19 protein-coding genes and 1 tRNA gene are annotated in these 21,948 nt (G+C 59.9%); 13 read left to right on the forward strand and 7 right to left on the reverse strand.

What is annotated here, in order from left to right; genetic code table 11:
• Positions 1-50: 50 nt before the first annotated feature.
• On the reverse strand, positions 51-1,097 hold the full coding sequence (locus H4I99_RS14325; protein ID WP_163905576.1) for a septal ring lytic transglycosylase RlpA family protein: 1,047 nt from the start codon (positions 1,095-1,097) through the stop codon (positions 51-53).
• A gap of 328 nt (positions 1,098-1,425) precedes the next feature.
• On the opposite strand from H4I99_RS14325, the gene H4I99_RS14330 reads away from it, so the two are divergent.
• Positions 1,426-1,515 (forward strand) — tRNA-Ser (locus H4I99_RS14330).
• Positions 1,516-1,663: 148 nt separating this feature from the next.
• On the opposite strand, the gene H4I99_RS14335 is transcribed toward H4I99_RS14330, so the two are convergent.
• Complete coding sequence (locus tag H4I99_RS14335) at positions 1,664-2,089, reverse strand: helix-turn-helix domain-containing protein (protein ID WP_163906314.1); 426 nt, start codon at positions 2,087-2,089, stop codon at positions 1,664-1,666.
• 69 nt (positions 2,090-2,158) lie between these two features.
• On the opposite strand from H4I99_RS14335, the gene H4I99_RS14340 reads away from it, so the two are divergent.
• Positions 2,159-3,397 carry an MFS transporter gene (locus H4I99_RS14340; RefSeq protein ID WP_163906316.1) on the forward strand — a complete coding sequence of 413 codons (1,239 nt, stop codon included), beginning with the start codon at positions 2,159-2,161 and terminating at the stop codon, positions 3,395-3,397.
• Between the two features lie 166 nt (positions 3,398-3,563).
• Here the strand turns inward: H4I99_RS14340 and H4I99_RS14345 are convergent, their stop codons facing one another.
• Positions 3,564-4,463, reverse strand: coding sequence for a LysR family transcriptional regulator (locus H4I99_RS14345; protein WP_163905578.1), 900 nt, complete (start codon positions 4,461-4,463; stop codon positions 3,564-3,566).
• 135 nt (positions 4,464-4,598) lie between these two features.
• Here H4I99_RS14345 and H4I99_RS14350 point away from each other — a divergent pair, with 135 nt between their 5' ends.
• The gene (locus H4I99_RS14350; protein WP_163906319.1) at positions 4,599-5,372 is read left to right on the forward strand and encodes an SDR family oxidoreductase; all 774 of its coding nucleotides are present in this window, start codon (positions 4,599-4,601) and stop codon (positions 5,370-5,372) included.
• Positions 5,373-5,467: 95 nt separating this feature from the next.
• On the opposite strand, the gene H4I99_RS14355 is transcribed toward H4I99_RS14350, so the two are convergent.
• Entirely contained in the window at positions 5,468-6,511 is a 1,044-nt protein-coding gene (locus tag H4I99_RS14355) for a purple acid phosphatase family protein (RefSeq protein WP_163905579.1), read from the reverse strand.
• Positions 6,512-6,621: 110 nt separating this feature from the next.
• On the opposite strand from H4I99_RS14355, the gene H4I99_RS24715 reads away from it, so the two are divergent.
• Both H4I99_RS24715 and H4I99_RS24720 read left to right on the forward strand, forming a co-directional pair.
• A complete protein-coding gene (locus tag H4I99_RS24715) occupies positions 6,622-6,747 on the forward strand; it encodes a hypothetical protein (protein WP_280513873.1) in 126 nt (41 codons plus the stop codon).
• A gap of 147 nt (positions 6,748-6,894) precedes the next feature.
• Entirely contained in the window at positions 6,895-7,020 is a 126-nt protein-coding gene (locus H4I99_RS24720) for a hypothetical protein (RefSeq protein WP_280513874.1), read from the forward strand.
• 21 nt (positions 7,021-7,041) lie between these two features.
• Here the strand turns inward: H4I99_RS24720 and H4I99_RS14360 are convergent, their stop codons facing one another.
• The gene (locus H4I99_RS14360; protein WP_163905582.1) at positions 7,042-8,496 is read right to left on the reverse strand and encodes a cobyric acid synthase; all 1,455 of its coding nucleotides are present in this window, start codon (positions 8,494-8,496) and stop codon (positions 7,042-7,044) included.
• Between the two features lie 1,051 nt (positions 8,497-9,547).
• On the opposite strand from H4I99_RS14360, the gene H4I99_RS14365 reads away from it, so the two are divergent.
• The 8 genes from H4I99_RS14365 to H4I99_RS14400 all read left to right on the forward strand — a co-directional run bounded on the left by H4I99_RS14365 (position 9,548) and on the right by H4I99_RS14400 (position 17,873).
• Positions 9,548-10,546: an ABC transporter substrate-binding protein gene (locus tag H4I99_RS14365; RefSeq protein WP_163905584.1), complete on the forward strand. Its 999-nt coding sequence runs from the start codon at positions 9,548-9,550 to the stop codon at positions 10,544-10,546.
• 241 nt (positions 10,547-10,787) lie between these two features.
• Positions 10,788-11,702 (forward strand): ABC transporter permease, encoded by a 915-nt coding sequence (locus H4I99_RS14370; RefSeq protein WP_163905586.1) that lies wholly within the window; start codon positions 10,788-10,790, stop codon positions 11,700-11,702.
• Positions 11,695-12,747, forward strand: a complete 1,053-nt coding sequence (locus H4I99_RS14375) for a quaternary amine ABC transporter ATP-binding protein (protein WP_163905588.1) — start codon at positions 11,695-11,697, stop codon at positions 12,745-12,747. Before H4I99_RS14370 ends, H4I99_RS14375 begins: the two co-directional genes overlap by 8 nt.
• A gap of 131 nt (positions 12,748-12,878) precedes the next feature.
• Positions 12,879-13,895 (forward strand): betaine--homocysteine S-methyltransferase, encoded by a 1,017-nt coding sequence (gene bmt / locus H4I99_RS14380; RefSeq protein WP_163905590.1) that lies wholly within the window; start codon positions 12,879-12,881, stop codon positions 13,893-13,895.
• A gap of 140 nt (positions 13,896-14,035) precedes the next feature.
• Positions 14,036-14,389, forward strand: a complete 354-nt coding sequence (locus tag H4I99_RS14385) for a hypothetical protein (RefSeq protein ID WP_163905592.1) — start codon at positions 14,036-14,038, stop codon at positions 14,387-14,389.
• Between the two features lie 273 nt (positions 14,390-14,662).
• A complete protein-coding gene (locus H4I99_RS14390; RefSeq protein ID WP_163905594.1) occupies positions 14,663-15,955 on the forward strand; it encodes an efflux RND transporter periplasmic adaptor subunit in 1,293 nt (430 codons plus the stop codon).
• Positions 15,956-15,964: 9 nt separating this feature from the next.
• Positions 15,965-16,678 (forward strand): ABC transporter ATP-binding protein, encoded by a 714-nt coding sequence (locus tag H4I99_RS14395; RefSeq protein ID WP_163905596.1) that lies wholly within the window; start codon positions 15,965-15,967, stop codon positions 16,676-16,678.
• A complete protein-coding gene (locus H4I99_RS14400) occupies positions 16,668-17,873 on the forward strand; it encodes an ABC transporter permease (protein WP_163905598.1) in 1,206 nt (401 codons plus the stop codon). The genes H4I99_RS14395 and H4I99_RS14400 overlap by 11 nt, the downstream gene beginning before the upstream one ends.
• Before the next feature lie 166 nt (positions 17,874-18,039).
• Here H4I99_RS14400 and mfd read toward each other — a convergent pair whose 3' ends face one another.
• A complete protein-coding gene (gene mfd, locus H4I99_RS14405) occupies positions 18,040-21,555 on the reverse strand; it encodes a transcription-repair coupling factor (RefSeq protein ID WP_163905599.1) in 3,516 nt (1,171 codons plus the stop codon).
• Positions 21,555-21,869 (reverse strand): succinate dehydrogenase assembly factor 2, encoded by a 315-nt coding sequence (locus tag H4I99_RS14410; RefSeq protein ID WP_163905601.1) that lies wholly within the window; start codon positions 21,867-21,869, stop codon positions 21,555-21,557. Before H4I99_RS14410 ends, mfd begins: the two co-directional genes overlap by 1 nt.
• Between the last annotated feature and the right edge of the window lie 79 nt (positions 21,870-21,948).

Here is a 21,948-nt window from a genome sequence, read left to right on the forward strand (position 1 = left end):
CTTCTGCTGCTCCTGCCTGCATCAGCGACAGGCATACTCGACGATAGCGCTTAGCGACTGCCAGAAAGCTTGGTGGCGCCGCGTCTGACCGATGCGAGAATCGATGCCTCTGTCAGACCGTCATTGCGCACCATAATGGCGTCGAAGGCAAGCGCGGAGCGAGGAACGGTGGCGCCTTCCGCATAGGCAGACGCGGGAACACCGGCCGGCAGACGCAGGTAATGGCCGTCGAGCGGACGCGGATAGGGCGTGGGGCCGAATTCAGGCAGGAGGACAAACTGGTCGAAGGCTGCCACGGCTGGAGCAGCCGCCTGAGCGACCGGAACCGGCCTGCTGGACGGGGTCGGTCCGGCAAGGCTTGTCTGGATCGCGGGCGCCTGAAGCGTCATGCTCTGCGGCATGGTGTTCTGGGCGGAAGCAACCATCACGCCGCTGGCAATCTGGCCCTGCGGATTGATGGCCGGGAAGCGATCGCCCTTCTTGCTGTAGGAGGCCATCAGGTAGGGCATGTCGTTGCCGTCCATGCGTGCCGGGCCGACATATTGCACGCGGACCTTGCCGGTGCCGCTATGGGCCATGTCCAGCATGTCGGCAGTCTTGTTGGACAGGTCGATGATGCGATCCGAATGGAACGGACCGCGGTCGTTGATTCGCACGATGACTGACGTGCCGTTATCGATATTGGTTACGCGGGCATAGCTTGGCAGTGGCAGCGTGGGATGCGCAGCTGAGAGGTAATACTGGTCGTAGAGTTCGCCATTCGCTGTTAGGCGGCCGTGAAAGGCTGAACCGTACCAGGACGCCATACCGACCTTGTCGTAATTCGGATTGTCGTCGGGAACATAGACCTTGCCCTTCACGGTATAGGGTTTGCCGACCATGTAGCGGCCACCGCCCTTTGGCACCGGGCCGCCGGCGACGAGGCGCGGGCTTGCCTTCACGCCGTATTCCGATTCGGAGAAGTATTCCTTGCCGTGTTTTTTCGGCTTTTTCTCGTTGCTGGTCGTGGAGCATGAGGCAACGGAAACACAAAGAAGTGACAAAGCGAGCCATTTGGCTCCGATGACCAGAGATCCGCTGCCTGTCTTGATTTTCATGTGTCCCACTTATTCCATAAGTCTTGCCGCGGCGTCCCCGACCGCTGCCGGAAAGAAACGACGTTTCCACCCGACTGGCTAACTGCAATGGTAAGAAGAAAGCTTTGACAACGTGGCGGAATTGAGAAAAATCTGTGCACACCGTCGCCATTGTTTGTTCATGGTTAATAAGCGGTAAATCGAATACTCCGTCACAATGGACTGTTACTTGCTGCCTCCTCGCTACGGGTTCGCGGCGGCTATCAACGGGACACCGTCTCTGTTCATTTGACCAGGACAGAAATCCTGCTTGCCAAGTGCTGTGGCTTTGCGCATAACGCGAATTGCTGGAGAGGTGGCCGAGCGGTTTAAGGCACCGGTCTTGAAAACCGGCGTAGGTGAGAGCCTACCGTGGGTTCGAATCCCACCCTCTCCGCCATTCGGGTTCAATAGTTCATATCTGTGAGCGACTGTCGTCGCTTGCCTCTTACCCCAGCTTTTCGGAAGCATTTCGAGATCCGCGATCTCGGCGGGGCTGATCCGTGACGTTCGTGGCTGGGTAAAGTCTGCCAGCCTCCAGCTTTAAATCATTTCAGCTTTGCCGCGTTAGTGCGTTTCCCAACGGATTGACCTGCCTCATCCAGCAATCGCCGGAAGCTTGGGCATTCCATATGTGAGGGCGCGCGGCAGTTGGCGATGTGGCGGAGTGTTTCGCGCAGCGCGGTCAGTTCGTGGATCTGTCGGTCGACCTCGTCGGCCTTCTCGCGAAACACGTCGCGTGACAGTTCCGGCATGCCGTTTCGGCCGAACATGCCGGCAATTTGATCAAGCGAGAAGCCCGCCGATCTTCCCATCGCTATGAGCTTGAGTTGCAACAGCACTTCGGGCGGAAACTGCCGTCGCAGTCCATGCCGGGAAACCGACGAAATCAAACCTTCTTCCTCGTAATAGCGCAGCGCGGAAGGCTTCATCCCGCTTCGTGCCGCAACCTCTCCGATATCCAGAAATTTCATGCTTGACCTCAAGTTGGCTTGAAGTGGCAGCCTGCTCTCGAACCGAATTTCAAGCAAGAGGTCATTATGATGGAACAGACTAAACCGCGCTTATCAACGAATTCGCACGCAGGTATCACGATCACGCTGACACTCGCCATGCTGCTGGCGGCGCTCGGCACCAGCATTGCCAATATCGCCTTGCCCATGCTGGCGATAGCGTTCTCCGCGCCTTTTGCTCAGGTGCAGGCGGTGGTCGTCGCCTATCTCGCGGCCCTGACGGTTTCCGTTGTTATCGCCGGGCGGCTTGGCGACCGTTACGGACTGAAATCCATGCTTGTTTCAGGTCTGATCCTTTTCACTGTAGGATCTCTGCTCTGCGCGCTCTCGCCGAGCCTGTGGCTGTTGATAGGCTCACGTCTCATACAGGGCGTCGGTGCCGCTTTTCTCATGACGCTCGCCATGGCTCTGACGCGTCAGACGGCAAAGGATGCGCGCATGGGGCAGGCCATGGGCCTGCTCGGCACTGTGTCTGCATTGGGAACAGCACTTGGTCCTGCACTCGGCGGCCTATTGATCCCCGTCACCGGGTGGCGCGGAATCTTCTGGGTGCAGATACCGTTGGCCCTTTTGGCGCTGATCCTCGCCGTCAAGATGCTGCCGGGTGACGGGGAAAAAGGAAAGACGCCGTCTGCAAGCCTGTGGTCGGCGATGAATCGGAGCCTCCTGCCCAACCTTTTCATTAACGTATTAGTCGCTGCGGTCATGATGACCACGCTTGTGGTCGGCCCATTCTACCTCAGCCTCGGGCTGGGACTGGAGGCAAGCCATGTCGGGTTCATCATGGCAGTCGGTCCGGTCGTTTCAATTCTAAGCGGCGTTCCGTCTGGCCGGATCGTCGACGTCTTGGGAAGCGACCGCGTGCTTGTCATCGGGCTTATTCTGTTGGCTGTCGGAGCCTTCCTCCTGGCATTCTTGCCGAACCTGATAGGCATCGTTGGCTATATATTGTCTATCGTTGTCCTCACTCCGGGCTATCAGCTGTTTCAGTCCGCCAACAATACCGCCGCACTGGCGGATGTATCCAAGGACCGCCGCGGCACGGTTTCCGGCATCCTCAACCTGTCGCGCAACATCGGCCTGATCGCGGGTGCATCGTTGATGGGGGGCATTTTCGCTCTTGGTGTCGGGACCGGGGAGTTCACCACCGCCTCCGCTTCAGCCATCGGCGCCGGGATGCGGCTGACCTTCCTTTCCGCCGGCGGGATGATGCTGGTTGCCATTGCCGTGGCTTTCGGGCACCGCACTTCCGCTCCAACATCGATTTGATCGCCTCGCCTGGGTAATCGGCGCCGAGACAGCCGATTGCCATATGGACTGGAGGGTGTTCATGACGTCATGGCCTGCGGCTATGTCCTGCATTCGTCATAGTTCCGATCGTCTGCGGCCTTTTTGAACGCCTTCCCGTCCTTCCATCCTTCTTCGATCGGATTCCTCAGAGAAGCTCCCGTCTCAGCAGGGACTCCAGCCAGTCGGCAAATACCTGCAGTCTGCGGGAGAGATGCCGTCGGTGCGGATAGAGCAGCGTCATGGGCATGGGGTCTGCCCGATGATGGGGCATGACTTCCACGAGTTCGCCGGCGCCAAGGTGTCCCTTAACGTCATAGGCCGGGATTTGTATGAGGCCGAGACCGGCCAGACAACATGCGATATAGGCTTCGGCACTGTTGACGGTAACGCGACCATGCAAGGGCATCGTCCGCAGGGCTCCATGCTCGCGCCATTCCCAGTCCTCCACCCTACCGGTAGACGGCGACGCGTAGTTGACGGCGAAGTGGCTAGAGAGATCTTCCGGCGAGTTCGGGACACCGTGCCGTGCCAGATAGTCAGGGCTCGCGACGTTGAGCAGCGGCAGCTTGCCGATCGGTCTTGCGATCAGGCCTGAATCGTCGAGCGGCCCTACCCGTAGTACGCAGTCGAGGCCGTCCTCGACCAAGTTCACGGAACGATCGGTGACCCCGAGATCCACATGGATCTGCGGGTAGCGCTTGAGGAAACCCGGCAGCGCAGGTGCAATGATCAGCCGCCCTATCCTGCCCGGCACGTCGATCCGGAGCCTGCCGGACGGTTGCGCGGCCGTCTGCTTGAAAAGGTTTTCCGTATCCTCGACATCGGACACGACTCGTTGGCACCTGTCATAGAAGACGAGCCCGTCCTGCGTTGGCGAGACCTTGCGGGTGGTACGATGGAGCAGGCTCGCCCCCACACGGCCCTCCAACTCCTGAATGGCTGCCGAGACAGAGGAGCGGGGTATGCCGATTGTGTCTGCGGCACGGGTGAAACTCGCGCAGTCGACGACGCGCATAAAAATGCGAAACAGGTCAATGCGATCCACGATTCCATGCTCCGATTGGTCGATTTTTCTGACAAGTGATGTCGAAGTGCGTCGCTTTATCGGGATTTTCTAGACGATATCTTTCCTCGACGAAAGCGGTCATTTCGAACCGTGAAAAGCAAAGGAAAGCGTTCCATGGCTACCCATAGCATTAAGGGAAAGACCATCATCATCGGCGGCGGCGCGAAAAACCTCGGCGGCCTGATCGCCCGCGATTTCGCGGCAAACGGAGCGAAAGCAATCGCCCTTCATTACAATAGTTCGGCGACGAAGGCCGATGCGGATGCAACGGTCGCTGCGGTTAAGGCGGCCGGGGCCGAGGCGGCTGCGTTTCAGGCAGATCTCACCACCGCTGGAGCAATGGAAAAGCTGTTTGCAGATGTGGTCGCCGCCTTCGGCAGGCCCGACATCGCGATCAACACCGTCGGCAAGGTGCTGAAGAAGCCCATCCTCGATATCTCCGAGGCTGAATATGACGAGATGAGTGCGGTGAATGCCAAGACAGCCTTCTTCTTCCTCAAGGAAGCCGGACGCCATCTCAATGACAACGGTGCTATCGTTACGTTGGTGACGTCGCTGCTTGGGGCCTTTACCCCCTTCTACTCAAGCTATGCCGGCACCAAGGCCCCAGTTGAGCACTTCACCCGTGCAGCCGCCAAGGAGTTTGGTGACCGGGGTATTTCTGTAACTGCAATCGGTCCCGGACCGATGGACACCGCGTTCTTCTATGGCCAGGAAAGCACCGATGCTCAGGCTTACCACAAGAGCGCAGCAGCTCTATCGAAGTTCTCGAAGACAGGTCTGACCGATATTGAGGACATAGCCCCCTATATTCGATTCCTTGTTACTGAGGGTTGGTGGATGACCGGCCAGACCATTCTCGTTAACGGTGGCTACACCACAAAATGACGAGACCGGCGCCCTGCCCCGCCAGTCGGGGCGCCGTTTTCCGCATTCGCCGACCTAGATGTCGGCTCATTTGCATACGAACGAGGCCGGATTGCCTATGCCTTCCCCGTTGCTGCTATCTCTTCCTTGTGAAGAATGTTCGCGTCTTCGTCGAGAAACGTGGCAGTGGCCTTGTCGTCACCGAGCTCCATCAGCATGAAACCGAGTTGCGATGCAGAAAACGTATCGCCGGAGTGCCTTCCAATGGGTCTCGTTCGAGAACCCGCACCTGAGACAAGATAGGTCACAGGTCCCTGCCTGATGGCTTCGAGGTCATGATCATGGCCGCTCATGTAGATTTGCGCGCCGTATTGCTCCATCAGAGGTTTGACACGCTCGACCATGATCGAGGTATCGCCATGCTCGCCGCCTGAAAAGATCGGATGGTGCCCCACGAGTATTTTCCATTTCGCCGTACTCTTGGCGAGGGAGGACTCCAGCCAGGCAAGCTGTTTTGCCGGGTCTCGTTCCAGGCCTGTCATCCGTTCCCACCAGGATTCTTCCCTGAGCGGTTCTGTGTCGAGAAAGAAGAAGTCGACAGTCGCCGTCGGCGTCACTGGTTTGCTGACGCTGTAATAGACGGCCGGCATGCGCCAGCGCTCGCTCTGGGCGCTATAGTCGATCTGAGCCTGAATACTGCCGGTGTGGTCGTGATTGCCGAGCACCACATACCAGGGACATTGTAGCGAAGGGGCGGAATAGATCTTTTCGAAGGTATCCTGCCAGAGAGCATCGGCTACGTCCTTCACACCCCGTTCGTAGAAATTGTCGCCTGTTGAAATAACGAAAGAGATACTCTCCTGTTCGGCAACCTTTGCCATCGCGTTCGCTACCTTAAGCGCACCCGCATGATTATCGGGCTCGCCCCAGTCGCCAACCACGAGAAAAGACAGTCCGCCAGCAGATTGTGCCATTGCGAGTGGGGTGCTGATGCCATTTGCAACAAGAAGCCCCCCGGCTCCGGCCAGGAGGGAACGGCGGCTGATCGGCATGGCGGCGGTCTCCGAAACGAGTGTTTTGCACTGTGATCTTATCAGCTGTTTCGCTAAGATAATGTCGAAATCGTGTTGATGAGATGTCCGCTCCACTGGTGCTTGCATGAGGGAGACACCAAATGCTGTCAGGAACAGTCGCCGGTCGCTCACGACAGGTCTTGCGCGAAGATGACGCAGCCTGAAGGAGTGTTGTCCATAGCCGAGGGTCAGGGCAGATGCGTGCCATCGTCATCGTCATTATTGCTTCGGTGCTCAGCATCCTGGTGATCAAGTATTCCAACAACCAGATCGGACGGTCGGAGCTTCTTGCCTCCCCAATCGAGACGGCCGGCCCCCACTAGGTTTGTTGCCCAAGAGCATTATTTCGCGGGACAGCGGCGTTCTGCGAGAGAAAGAACGATTGTTTCGCATTTTAGCGAGTGATTTAGCCGTGCGGGAACCGGCGCGGAGTAATCAACATATTGCTCGGTCTGCGGGGTCAATGCAAAATGAGAGCCATCTTTATCGTGCTGATTGCTTCGGTTCTCAGCATCCTGATCTTCAAATATTCCGACAATTCGCTTGGAACCGGTGAGTTGATGGCATCGCCGCTCGGGGTCGCCGGGCGTTCCTGAGCGCTCAGAGCCTGCGTATTGTTACCCCAGGAAGGTCTTGAGCCATTCTGGGGAAAGCCTTTGCTCCAGTTCGCTCGCAACGGCGTCGAGTGCCATTTCGACCCCTTCTCGATAGTCATGCCCTCCGCCATCGATTCCGAAACTCGCGAGCAGGCGGGCACGATAAACGTCGCTCGAAAACAATCCGTGAAGATAGGTTCCGCTGATCCGACCGTCTGAGGACACCGCACCGTCAGGTCGTCCGTCGATGGCAACGGCGGGGCGAGAGCAATCCGGTCCGCGGGTAACGCCGAGATGAATCTCGTAACCCGAAAGCGGCGCATCATATTCAATCGAGCGAGCACTGCTATTTCGCACCGTCTTTTCCGGTGCCATTTCCGTTTCTATGTCGAGAAGGCCAAGCCCCGGTACCGACCGGCTCTCTCCTTCCAGTCCCAGTGGATCGGATACGATGCGGCCCAGCATCTGATAGCCGCCGCAAATGCCGATCACGCGTCCGCCACGGCGCACATGTGCCGCAAGATCGTTCTCCCAGCCTTGTGCACGAAAATCCTCCAGATCCCCTATGGTCGCCTTTGATCCGGGCAGAATAACAAGGCCGGCGTCGGCAGGCAGAGGCTCTCCGGGCTTCACGAAGACCAGTTCCACCTGCTGTTCCGAGGCTAAGGGGTCAAAGTCATCGAAATTGGCGATACGGGACAGAACCGGTACGGCAACTTTCAATGCGCCAGTCTTGCCTCCCGTCAACCGTTCGAGAACGACCGAATCCTCCGCCGGCAGCCGTCCCGCGGCCTTCAACCATGGAATAACGCCGAAGCACGGCCAACCCGTGAACCGGCCGATCGCCTCTATCCCTTCGGAAAACAGGGATATGTCGCCCCTGAACTTGTTGATGATGTATCCGGCAATCTGCTGCCGGTCCTCCTCCGGAAGGATCGTATGCGTACCGACCAGAGAGGCGATCACGCCGCCGCGGTCTATATCGCCGACCAGCACCACCGGCACATTCGCACGCCGGGCAAAACCCATATTGGCGATGTCGCCTGCCCTGAGGTTGATTTCCGCAGGAGAGCCTGCGCCCTCGACGATTACGAGGTCCGCGCCAAGCCGCACATTCTCGTAGCTTTCCATCACAGCGTCGAGGAGTTGTGGCTTGAGCCGCTGGTAATCCCTGCCCTTTGCCTGCCCGAACACTCTGCCCTGCACGATAATCTGGCTGCCGGTTTCGGACTGCGGCTTAAGGAGAACCGGGTTCATGTGGACGGATGACGGCACCCGGGCGGCCATCGCCTGCAGCCATTGTGCCCGTCCGATCTCCCCGCCATCATCGGAAACGGCGGCGTTGTTGGACATGTTCTGCGGCTTGAACGGCCGCACTTTCAGACCTCGGTTCGCGGCAAGCCGGCAAAGTCCCGCCACCAGTATCGTCTTTCCGACATCGGAGCCGGTTCCCTGTAGCATGACGGTCTTGCTCATCGCGCCCTTCGCTCGTGTTTCGCAAATCGCAAAGTCATTGTTTTGCCATGTTTTAGCCGCGCGTCTGCGCCGAATGTTAATGCTATGACGGCGCTGCGACAGCTTGCCGCCGAGGATGGTTGTCCACTTTTCTTTTTGCGACACGGGATGACGGTCATAGTCACAGTGGCGCGTTCAAAGAGGATTATGAGCCAGAGCGAAAAGACAACACAAGGCCGAAAGGCCACGCGTCCGGAGGACATCCAATGCTTTATATCCTGCAGAACGGCAAGGGCCTGAATATCGCCTGGAACGGTCGCGCTCCGAAGAAACCTTCGCTTCTCCATTGGGAAGAACTTTTTCCGCGGATCACGAAGTCTGCAAGCCGAGACTCCAAATAGGCGATCGCCGGTCTGCCTTATTGGGATGGTATGAATGAAAAAAAGCGGCGCAACCGAATGGTTGGTGCCGCTTTTTCAAAAACTTTGGCGCCCCGGTACGCAAAACCAGATCCGGGACGCAGGCGGCTGAAACGCACCGCGTGTGGTCAGAAATACCGGCAGCAGGTTACCCAAGCGTTATTTTTTGAGAATCCTCTCTGTTTTTTTCTCTTTTTTTACAGCCGCGCGTTGAACGCCAGAGCGCGGCAAAAATGCCGTTTGTGGGACAGATAAGGTCTCATTTTGCAGGGCATTTCCAGGGGGCTCCGTTCTCCGGCAGGTCGCCGCCTATCCATTGTGCGGCCGGTAGTGTTTTGTGACGGCAATTTGAAGCAAAATGAGGCGTTACAATGGGTTGCGACGGGCATGTCATGTCCGGGACTCCATTGCGGGAGGTTGATTTCTTTTCGGGAACCCGTAGGCTGCCTGCAGTTGTCCTACGGCTTGAACGGGCTGCACCCACAAGGTTGCGCGCCCCAACGATAATCGCCGAGGCCGCTATGCGGAAGCCCTGCCGTTCTTGACCCGGCTGTGCGACCGGCCCTCTCGCTATTGGCCTGATCGGGATCCGCAGTAGCCCGACATGCCCGTCCAGAACGCTGCAAGAGATTAAGACTGGGAGGTCTTAAATCATGAAGAAGCTCCTTGCCTCCACCATCCTCGCTGCCGGCCTTTACGCCGCGGCCGGATCCGCTCAGGCTGCCGAGTGCGGCGATGTTTCCATCGCGGAAATGAACTGGGCATCGGCGGGCGTTGCCGCCTATGTCGACAAGATGATCCTTGAAAACGGCTATGGCTGCAACGTGACCGTCGTCACTGGCGACACCATGCCGACTTTCACCTCGATGAATGAGAAGGGCGAGCCGGATATCGCTCCCGAACTCTGGGTCAATGCCGTGCGCACGCCGCTCGATGCGGCAATCAAGGAGGGTCGCCTGCTGCAGCTTGCCCCGCTGCTTAGCGACGGTGGCGTAGAAGGCTGGTGGATTCCTAAGTTCCTTTCCGATGCGCATCCTGACATCAAGACCGTGCAGGATGCGCTGGGCCATCCGGAACTCTTCCCGGCACCGGAAGATCCGTCCAAGGCCGCTGTCACGAACTGCCCGTCGGGCTGGAACTGCCAGATCTCGACTGCCAACCTCTACAAGGCGCTCGGTGCCAAGGAAAAGGGTTTCGAGCTGATCGATACGGGTTCCGCTGCAGGTCTTGATGGCTCGATTGCCAACGCCTTCGAAAAGAAGACCGGCTGGCTCGGCTATTACTGGGCACCGACCGCCATCCTCGGCAAGTATGAGATGGTGAAACTGTCCTTCGGCGTCGAAAATGACAAGGCCGAGTGGGACAGGTGCACCGCCGTTCCGGATTGCGCCGATCCGAAGGTCAACGCCTACCCGGTCTCCGACGTGTTCACAGTCGTGACCAAGAAGTTCGCCGAAACCAATGCCATTGCCGTCGACTACCTGAAGACCCGTAAGTGGGACAACCAGACGGTCGGCAAGGTTCTCGCCTGGATGGACGAGAACCAGGGCACCAACGAGGATGCTGCAAAGTATTTCCTCGAAAACTACGGTGACATGTGGACGACTTGGGTGAGCCCCGAGGTCGCTGCAAAGGTCAAGGCCGGCCTCTGATCTTTAAGGTAATTGTGACGGGCGCGAGGTGCGCCCGTCCAGTCTTGCTTCGCAGGCGCATATGCCGCTTACCGCCATTCAGGCGCCTGCAAGGTCGCAGACAGCACGAATTCCCGCTGTGGAATCCTCTAAGCAATTGTCTGTGGTCTTTCCCGTTTTTCGCGGCGGTCGCGAAAAGGCGGTAAGGTTCCCGATACGTGGAACCACCCGTCGCTTGGATGGGGTAAAAAAGGGGAACAAGATGGCTTCAGCTATTTGCAGTTACCTCCCGGAACTGCTCTGTAAATTTCCGTCGATAGACGAAAACCTCATGCGCGAGTTCAAGAAGACGGTCGATATCGGCTTCAAGGCTTTCGTGCGCAACTACACCAATTTCATCGACGTGGTGAAACAGCCGCTTCAGTGGTTCCTGAACTCGCTGGAATCCTTCTTCGTCAACACGCCGTGGTTCATCATCCTTGTCCTGATGGTTGCGATCGTCTGGCTCGCCAGCCGAAACATCAAGATCACCATCGGCGCAGCCCTGTCGATGATGGCGATCGGCCTCGTCGGCCTGTGGCAGGATACGATGGTGACGCTGTCGATGGTCACCGTCTGTACGCTGATCTCTATCGTGATCGGCATTCCGGTCGGCATCCTGATGGCGCGTTCTGACCGGATCCAGGGCATCGTCAATCCGGTACTGGACGTCATGCAGACCATGCCGACCTTCGTTTACCTGATCCCGGTCGTCATGATCTTCGGCATCGGTAAGGTGCCGGGCCTGATCGCGGTGGTGATTTACGCGGTTCCGCCGATGATCCGCCTGACCAATCTCGGTATCCGGTTGGTCGACAAGGAGGTGCTGGAAGCCGCCGATGCGTTCGGCTCCTCCCCCGGACAGAAGCTCAGGAACGTACAGATCCCGCTGGCGCTTCCGACCATCATGGCGGGCATCAACCAGACGATCATGATGTCGCTCGCCATGGTCGTGGTCGCATCGATGATCGGTGTGGGCGGTCTCGGCAAGAATGTCCTCCAGGCCATCGCCAACCAGTTCTTCACCGTCGGTTTCCTGAATGGTTTCTCGCTGGTTGCTATCGCCATCATCTTCGACCGGACGAGCCAGGCCTACGGCAAGCGGCTCCAGAAGCATACGGAGGTCATCCATGGCTAGTCAGGGCATTGAAATCCGCGGCCTCTACAAGATTTTCGGTCCTCGTGGCCGGGACTATATCGAGGCCGTCTATCGCGGCATGAGCAAGACCGAGCTGAACGGCACGCACGGACATGTCCTCGGCCTCAAGGACATCAACATTTCGATGCCAGCCGGTGGTATCACCGTCGTGATGGGCCTTTCCGGTTCGGGCAAGTCGACCCTGATCCGCCACATCAATCGCCTGATCGATCCGACGGCAGGCGAGGTGCTTTATGACGGTGTCGATATCTGCCGGATGAACCAGCAGGAACTCAGGGAATTCCGCCGCCACAAGACGGCCATGGTGTTCCAGAAGTTTGCTCTACTACCACACCGGACGGTTCTGGAGAACACACTATACGGTCTCGATATCCAGGGCATCGACCGCTCCGTCAGTGAAAAGACCGCTCGCCACTGGATCGATCGCGTCGGCCTGTCCGGCTTCGAACGGCATTATCCCAACCAGCTTTCAGGTGGCATGCAGCAGCGCGTCGGGCTTGCACGTGCTTTGACCAATGATGCAGACATTCTCTTGATGGATGAGGCGTATTCGGCTCTAGACCCGCTGATCCGTGTCGACATGCAGACGGTTCTGCTCGACTTGCAGAAGGAACTTAAGAAGACGGTCGTCTTCATCACCCACGATCTCGATGAGGCGCTCAGGCTCGGAGATAAGATCGCCATCCTGCGCGATGGCGAGGTCGTTCAACAGGGCAGCGGACAGGAGATTGTGCTGTCGCCGGCCGATGACTACATCACCGCCTTCGTGAAGGAAGTGAACCGTGGCCGCGTCATCCGGGTGGCGACCATCATGTCGCCGCTGGCTGGTCCGCCCCAAGGTCCCGCTTTGGAGGCAACTGCTGTGCTGGAGTCTGCCGCGCAGACGATGACGGCCGCCGGCCAGTCCGTCGCCCATGTCGTCGATACGTCTGGGCAGCCGATCGGATCGATCGACCTGCAGGCGATCATCGCATCGATGGTGACACCGAGCAGCCATCTCGATCAGCCTATCGCCGCCGAGTAGTCGTCGGCGCGGTAATTGGCAAATCGCAGGCCCCGTCCGCTCCGCGCGGGCGGGGCTTTTTCGGCGAGGCCATTGAAGTGATATAAAGATTTCTTTATATGAAAATGAAGCTACGATCAGAGGACAAAACCATGGCGACCGCCACCAATCCGCTTTCCGCACTCCTTGCCGAAAAGGGCGTCCTGCTCGCCGACGGCGCGACTGGCACCAACCTCTTCGCCATGGGGCTTGAAGCAGGTGAAGCGCCGGAGCTGTGGAACGAGAGCCAGCCGGGGAAGATCGTCAAGCTGCATCAGGATTTTGTCGACGCGGGCGCGGACATCATCCTCACCAATTCCTTCGGTGGGACGCGTCATCGCCTGAAACTGCACAAGGCCGAGGATCGGGTCTTCGAGCTCAACAAAAAGGCCGCTGAAATCGCTCGTTCCGTCGCTGACAAGGCGCAGCGCAAGGTCATAGTCGGCGGCTCCGTCGGACCGACGGGCGAACTGCTGCAGCCGCTCGGTGCGCTGACTTATGACGATGCCGTGGCGGCCTTTGCCGAGCAGATGGAAGGCCTCAAAGCCGGTGGCATCGATGTCGCGTGGATCGAAACCATGTCTTCGCCGGAGGAAATCCGCGCGGCTGCCGAAGCGGCCGTCAAGGTTGGCCTGCCCTACATCTACACCGGCTCCTTCGATACGGCGGGCCGTACGATGATGGGCCTCGATCCCAAGGATATTCACGGCGTGGCTAAGGATATTGGCGGTGGCCCGCTGGCTGTCGGTGCCAATTGCGGCGTCGGCGCTTCCGATATTCTGGCAAGCCTGCTGGACATGACGGCGGCAGATCCGTCCGCGACGGTCATCGTCAAGGGCAATTGCGGCATCCCCGAATTCCGAGGTTCCGAGATCTACTATTCCGGTACACCACCGCTGATGGCCGACTATGCGACGCTGGCCCGCGACGCCGGTGCAAAGATCATCGGTGGCTGCTGCGGCACGTCCTGCAACCACCTTGCGGCCATGCGGGCGGCTCTTGACAGCTACACGCCGGGTCCCCGCCCGACCATCGAGACCATTGTCGAGCGCATCGGGCCTCTGCGCAACAAGACGGCTTCCCAGTCGGGTGAACAGGAAGGCAGTCGGCGCAATCGCCGCCGCGGATAAATCATAGACTGCAATGACGCCGGTTCGGCCGGCGTCATTGTGCCGCGGGATGGGCATGCGGCAAGGCTCGGGCAATCTTCGGATGGTCTTCAGGCAATCAGTATTGCCTTCAACCTGCCAGCAAAGAGGGAGACAGGTCCATGTCCGCCCAGCACACGCCCTTCCCGGATCGCGAGACCGTTGCCGACAAGTTTTCGACCTTGAACGAGGCTGACCAGAGCTTTCTTGCATTGCTTTTCGAGAACCCGCAACAGGACGAATGCCTGCTTGAGGGCATGCAGCTCTATCTCGAACAGGCGGCCGAAGCCCGTTTTCTGAATAGCCTGAAGCTCGAGCGCTCGGGTGAATGGACCGGCCTCAATGCGCCGGCGCGGCTGCAGATCCGGCTGATGGAAGCGTCGCGGTCAAGCCAGCACCCGGCTTACGTGGCTTTCCGCACCGGCCTGACCCGCTCGGGTGGTCTCGAGCGGGCCTATCCCAAGGCAGCCGTCTAACAGCTCCTGGGCCGTTGCAGCATGTTTTGAAAGACGGCGCTGTCCCCGCGCAAGTATCCGTAGATGGAAACTGGCGCTGCTTTCGCGCATTACCAAGAATTCACTTCAATCTCGCAGGCGACTGTGGGACACAGCGTAAGACGCGCGAAGCAGTGATGGCATGCTGATCTGTAGTTGACCGACGACGATTTCTGCGAGGAATTGACACGGGTCAATACCGGCGACGCGGTTTCAATTGATACCAGCACGCGAGACAACGAAGACGGATCGGAAATGAGCAGCGACGATAACAGCAACAAGGCCAATCAATCCTCTGGCGACAGCAGCGACCTCGCAGCCATTCTTGCTTCCGGTGGCGCGCGGAAGAAGAGCAGTCGCTGGCTCTGGAGGGCGGCCGCGATTATCGTCCTCGCCGGCGCGGGCTATGGCTATTACGTCTACAGCAGCGAGGCGACGGCCTATACTTACGCTACCTCGCCGGCCAAGAAGGGAGACCTGACCGTTCTTGTAACGGCGACGGGTTCGGTCGAGCCGACCGTTCAGGTGGATGTGTCGAGCGAACAGTCCGGCACTGTGCGAGAGGTGCTGGTCGATTATAACAGCACGGTCAGGAAGGGCGAGGTAATCGCCCGTCTCGATACCGCCCGTTTCGAGGCGGACGTTAAAAGCGCTGAAGCCGCCCTTCTCGCAGCCAATGCGGCCGTTGCCAAGGCGGAAGCCGACATGAATTCCGCGCGGGTTTCCATGGAGCGACAGAGGACCCTCGTCGGTAATCGCGTTTCCACCCAGCAGGATCTCGATTCTGCGCGCTATAACTACGAGGCGGCGGTTGCGACGAAGGAGAGCGCCGAAGCCAATGTGCAGGCGGCCGAGGCTTCGCTCGAACAGTCGAAGGTGACCCTTGCCAAGGCGACGATCATGTCGCCGATCGACGGCATCGTGCTGTCGCGCGATGTCGATCCGGGCGCAACGGTCGCCGCCTCCCTGCAGGCGCCGACGCTTTTCAAGATCGCCGGTGACCTTCGCCAGATGGAGCTGCAGGTCGATATCGATGAGGCCGATGTCGGTCACGTGGCCGTCGGCCAGCAGGCGACCTTCACCGTGGATGCTTTCCCCGACAAGCGGTTTCCCGCGGAAATCACCCAGATCCGCTATGCCTCCGAAACGATCAACGACGTCGTCACCTACATGGGCATCCTGACGGTGCGCAACGACGATCTACTGTTGCGCCAGGGCATGACCGCCACGGCCGACATCGTGGTGCAGGCGATCAAGGATTCGCTTCTGGTGCCGAATGCGGCTCTACGCTATACGCCGCCGGAAAGCCTTGGCGCACAGCGCAGGAGCAGCGGCATGTTCAGCCTGTTTCGTCCGCCCCGCATGGGATCGATCACCGCGCCGGAACCGGCAGGTGGCGAACGCACCGTGTGGGTGATGCGCAACAACGTGCCGACCGCGGTCAATATCGAGATTGGCGCGAGCGACGGCCAAAACACGGTCGTAACCAAGGGCGATATTTCCGAGGGCGACCAGCTGATCATCGACGCCACGGCGAAGAGCGGTTGAGGGCGGCCGATGGCAACCCCTCCCCTCATCCAGTTCAAGCAGATTTCGAAGACCTATGGTCGCGGAGAGGCGACGATCCGGGCGCTGGATCGCATCGACCTGACCATCGAGAAGCATGAATTCGTGGCGATCATGGGCCCATCGGGTTCAGGCAAGTCGACGGCCATGAACATCCTCGGCTGGCTGGATGTGCCGACATCCGGCGAATATTTGTTCCAGGGCATCTCGACGTCGGGTCTGGACCGCAGCCAGCATACGCTTCTGCGCCGCCACATGCTGGGTTTCGTGTTCCAGGGCTTCAACCTGCTAGCCCGGACCTCGGCGGTGGAAAATGTCGAACTGCCTTTGGTCTATCGCGGCATGGAAGCACGCGAGCGCCGACGCCTTGCCGAAAGCGCGCTGGCGAAGGTCGGACTTTCGGGACGCGAGCATCACACCACTCAGGAACTCTCCGGCGGCCAGCAGCAGCGCGTCGCGATCGCTAGGGCGATCGTCACTAGCCCTGCCGTGCTTTTGGCCGACGAACCGACCGGCAATCTCGACACCAAGACCAGCCGCGAGATCATGGAACTGATTACCGGCCTCAACCGCGATCAGGGCATCACGGTCATCATGGTGACCCATGAGGATGATATTGCGGCCTACGCTAGGCGCAACCTGCGTTTCGTCGACGGACATCTCCACAGCGACAGCCTGAACGGAGTGCATTCCGATGTTCCTTGAAACGGTAAAACTCGCCTCGCGAGCGATATTCCGCAACATGCTGCGCTCCTTCCTGACGGTTCTCGGCGTCGTCATCGGCGTTGCTGCGGTCATCGCCATGGTGACCATCGGCAACGGCACGACTGCGCAGGTCACGGCGGAAATCTCGAAGCTTGGCACGAACCTTCTGTTCGTGCGGCCGGGCCAGTTCGGACCCGGTCGGGCAAGCGCCGAAGCCAAGAAGTTCAACGAGCGCGACGTGCAGGCGATCGGCGACCAGATCGCTGGCCTTCGCGCGGTTGCCGGCGTCAACCAGTCGACCCAGACGGCGATCTATGGCGGGGAAAATCACTCGACCTCGGTCACCGGCACCACCGGCGATTATTTCGTTGCGCAGGACTGGGATCTCGCCAGCGGCCGCACCTTCCTCGTGTCGGAAGAGCGCGGCGGTCAGGCGGTCTGCGTCATCGGCGAAACGATCCGGCGCGAACTCTTCGGTTCCACGCCGCCGCTTGAAAAGAACATCCGCGTCGGCGCGATCTCCTGTCAGGTGATCGGTGTTCTGGCACGCAAGGGCCAGAGTGGCATGGGCAACGACCAGGATGATGTCATCGTCATGCCGCTCAAGGTCTTCCAGCGCCGCATCAGCGGTTCAAGTGACGTTTCGAGCATGATCCTGTCTGCCCGCGATGGCGTGTCGACCTCCAAGGTTCAGGCCGATGTCGAGCGCCTGCTGCGAGAGCGGCGCAAGATCATTGCCGGCCGTCAGGACGATTTTTCCGTCAACGACATGACCCAGATGGCCGCGACGCTCACCGGTACGACGACGCTGATGACCGGCCTGCTCGGCGCAGTCGCTGCCGTCAGCCTGCTAGTCGGCGGCATCGGCATCATGAACATCATGCTGGTCTCGGTGACGGAGCGAACGCGAGAAATCGGCATCCGCCTTGCTATCGGCGCACTGGAAAAGCAGGTGCTCATGCAGTTCCTCGTCGAGGCGGTGACGCTCTCGCTCGCCGGCGGGATCATCGGCATTCTGCTCGGTCTCGGCCTTGCCTATGCTGCGGTGAGCTACATGAGCGTACCCTTCGTCGCCAGTCCCTCGGTCATCCTGCTCGCCTTCGCCTTCTCGGCTGCGATTGGAATGGTGTTCGGCTATTTCCCGGCAAGGCGAGCAGCGCAGATGAATCCCATCGAGGCACTCCGCCACGAATAGAGCATTTCCAGCAAAAGTGTGCCGCGGTTTTGCGTCCGGAAATAGGTAAAAACAAAGAGATAGAGAATCTTCGCGCTTCGGATAAAAGCGAAAATTCTCTAGCACCATGCGTCTGGAAAGCCGCGGCGTTACACGGCCCTCTCCCCTTTGCCTGTCTTGATGGGTGTCAGCTTGCGGCCGCGAGCTGCGCGAACTGGGTCATGACCATGGCCGCCCCTGCCAGCCGCTTCTCCGGCGTCGGCAGGTCGCGCGTCAGGAACACGCTCTGATCCGGGCGGATCTTCGCCATGGTGCCCTGCTTGGCGATGAAGCCGACCAATGCGGCGGGGTTCGGGAATTCCTTGTTGCGGAACTGCACGACCACGCCCTTCGGACCAGCTTCCAGCTTCTCGACATTGGCCTTGCGGCAGAGCGCCTTGATGTAGACCACCTTGAGCAGGCTCTGGACTTCGGCAGGCAGCGGCCCGAAGCGGTCGATCATTTCCGCGCCGAAGGCATCGATATCGCCGAGTTCGTTGAGCTCGCCGAGACGACGATAAAGACCGAGACGCAGATGAAGATCCGGCACATAGTCGTCCGGTATCATGACCGAGGTGCCGACGGAGATCTGCGGCGACCAGCCGGTATCGGCCACTTCGTCCACGCCCTTCACTTCCGCGACGGCCTCCTCCAGCATCTGCTGGTAAAGCTCGAAGCCGACTTCCTTGATATGGCCTGACTGTTCCTCGCCAAGCAGGTTGCCCGCACCGCGGATGTCGAGGTCGTGGCTTGCAAGCTGGAAACCGGCACCGAGCGTGTCGAGCGACTGAAGCACCTTGAGGCGTCTCTCGGCCGTCGTCGTCAGCACCTTGTTGACCGGTAGCGTGAGCAACGCGAAGGCACGTACCTTGGAGCGTCCAACGCGACCGCGCAGCTGATAGAGCTGCGCCAGCCCGAACATGTCGGCGCGGTGTACGATCAGTGTATTGGCAGTCGGGACGTCGAGACCGGATTCGACGATGGTGGTTGATAGCAGCACATCGTACTTGCCGTCATAGAAGGCATTCATGATGTCTTCGAGTTCGCTCGCCGGCATCTGGCCATGGGCGATGGCGACCTTCAGTTCCGGCACGTCGGACTGCAGGAACGCCTGAATATCGGCAAGATCGGCAAGCCGCGGGCAAACATAGAAGCTCTGGCCACCGCGATAATGCTCGCGCATCAGTGTCTCGCGGATGACGAGCGGGTCAAAGGGCGAGATGAAGGTGCGCACCGCCATGCGATCGACCGGCGGCGTGGTGATCAGCGAAAGTTCGCGAACGCCGGTCATGGCAAGCTGCAGGGTGCGTGGGATCGGCGTTGCAGACAGCGTCAGCACATGCACGTCGGACTTCAGTTCCTTCAGCCGTTCCTTGTGCTTAACGCCGAAGTGCTGCTCCTCGTCGATGATGAGCAGGCCGAGATTGGCGAACTGAATGCCCGCGCCCAGCAGCGCATGGGTGCCGACCACGACGTCGGTCTTGCCTTCCGCAACCTCTTTCTTGACGAGGTTAAGCTCTTTCGTGCCGACTAGGCGGGATGCCTGCTGCACTCGGATCGGCAAGCCGCGGAAGCGCTCGGAAAAGGTCTTGAAATGTTGGCGGGCAAGAAGCGTTGTGGGCACCACGACGGCGACCTGAATGCCGTTCATGGCGGCGACGAAGGCGGCGCGCAACGCAACTTCCGTCTTGCCGAAGCCGACGTCACCGCAGACCAGCCGGTCCATCGGCCGGCCCGCGCCGAGATCGCTGCGCACTGCCTCGATGGCGTTCAGCTGGTCTTCCGTCTCGTCATAAGGGAAACGGGCGGCAAACTCGTCGTAAAGGCCTTCCTGCGTCGTCAGCACCGGGGCGGTTCGCGTCATGCGTTCGGCGGCGACCCGGATCAGCGCACCCGCCATGTCGAGCAGCCGCTTCTTGAGTTTGGCTTTGCGCATCTGCCATGCGCCGCCGCCCAGCTTGTCGAGCTGCGCGTCACTCGCCTCGGAGCCGTATCGCGACAGAAGATCGATGTTTTCGACCGGCAGGAACAGCTTGGCGTCGTCGGCATATTGCAGTTCAAGGCAGGCATGAGGAGCGCCGACGGCCTCGATGGTGCGAAGGCCGACGAAGCGGCCGATGCCGTGCTCGGCGTGAACCACGATGGAGCCTTCGTCGAGGCCCGCCACTTCCGAGATGAAGTCGGCGGCGCGCTTGCGCCGCTTGGAACGGCGCACCATGCGGTCGCCGAGAATATCCTGCTCGCCGACGACGACGAGATCACCGGCCTCGAAGCCGCCTTCCAGGCTGAGAACGGCCGTTGCCGCCTCGCCCTTTTTCAGGCCGTCGATGTCCTTGAGGGCTGTGATCTGCTTGAGATTGGCAAGCCCATGTTCAGCAAGCACCTGCAGCAGGCGGTCGAGCGAGCCTTCGGACCAGCCCGTGATCAGCACTTTGGAGCCTGATGCCCGCTTGTCGGCGATGTATTTGACCGCCTGATCGAACACGTTGGTGCGCGTCTGCCCGTCGCCCTCTCCGGCCTCGACCGCATTCTTCGCCCATCGCGGACCCGGCCGCGCCGGCAGCTCGATCACCCGGCGGGATTCGCCATCGTGTTCGGCAAAGGGCGTCAGCCGCAGCGGTTCGTGAGCATCCAGCGTGCGGGCGAATTCGCCGGCACCGAGATAGAGCCTTTCGGGCGGTACGGGCTTGTAGGGCGTGCCCTGCCCCAGATGCCCCTTGCCGGGCGTGCCGGAATTCAACCGCGCCTCATAATAGTCGCGGATCAGCTTGGCGCGTTCCTCCGCCGCTTCCTTCACCGTATGGTCCGTGACCATGCGGAAGCCGCGGAGATAGTCGAATACCGTTTCCAGATGATCGTGGAACAGCGGCAGCCAGTGTTCCATGCCGGCGTAGCGGCGCCCTTCGGATACCGCCGAATAAAGCGCATCGTCGCGGGTGGCCGCGCCAAACAGCGAAAGGTAGTTCTTGCGGAAACGGCTGATGCTTTCCGGCGTCAGCGTCACTTCGCTCATCGGGTTGAGATCGAGGGAACGCGCCTGCCCCGTGGTGCGTTGGCTGGCCGGATCGAAAAAGCGGATGCTCTCGAGCGTATCTCCGAAGAAATCGAGGCGGACCGGCTCCTCCGAGCCCGGTACGAAAACGTCAAGAATACCGCCGCGGACGGCGAATTCGCCGACCTCGCGCACGGTCGGCACCCGGTCGAAGCCATTGCGCTCGAGCCTCGCGGCGATATCGTCCATCCGCACCTGATTGCCGGGTCTGGCCGAAAAGGCGAGGTTCTCGATCACATCCGCCGGCGCAAGCTTTTGCAGCATGGCGTTGACGGTGACCAGAACGATGGCCGGATGCGGTTTCTTCGCATGCGCGATCAGCCCGGACAGTGCGGCGAGACGGCGGGCCGAGACATCGGCCGACGGCGATACGCGGTCATAGGGCAGGCAGTCCCAGGCGGGCAGCGTCAGAACCGGAATATCCGGCGCGGCAAAGCCCAGCATCTGCTCGATATCGGCCATGCGCTGGCCGTCCGACAAAACGTAGGCGACCGGCTGTCCCTGCCGCGCGATCTCGGCGATCAGAAACGCGACCATGCCATCCGGCACATGCGAGATCGTCAGCCCGGACTTGGCGGCGGCGATCGTCTTGGCATCGAGAAGCGAGATCATTACGAGCGTCCGGCGGTATCCATGGTGACTGGCGAGAAATCCGGGCGACAGGCCATGATTCGTTCGAAGAGCGGGGTCTTCAGGTGATCGGGAACCGGCGCGGCCTCGGTGATCCACTTGATCAGGTCCTGATCTTCCTCGGCCATGATGCGTTCCAGCTCGTCGAGCGTCGCCTCGTCCATCGTGCCGATTTCCGCTTCCGCGAACTGTCCGAGCATCAGGTCCATCTCGCGAATGCCGCGATGCCAGCAGCGAAACAGAATGCGCCGGCGGCGCGGATCGAGATCGGCACTGCTGAGGATCAATCCTGTCATGTCGAAACACCTTCCTGTTGATGCGCCTCTATAGCCGCTCGATCGGGAAATGTCAGCCTTGCCAAGGCGGTAATTCTCG

The organism is Paenirhizobium daejeonense, from assembly GCF_014280875.1.
GTDB classification, from domain to species: domain Bacteria; phylum Pseudomonadota; class Alphaproteobacteria; order Rhizobiales; family Rhizobiaceae; genus Allorhizobium; species Allorhizobium daejeonense.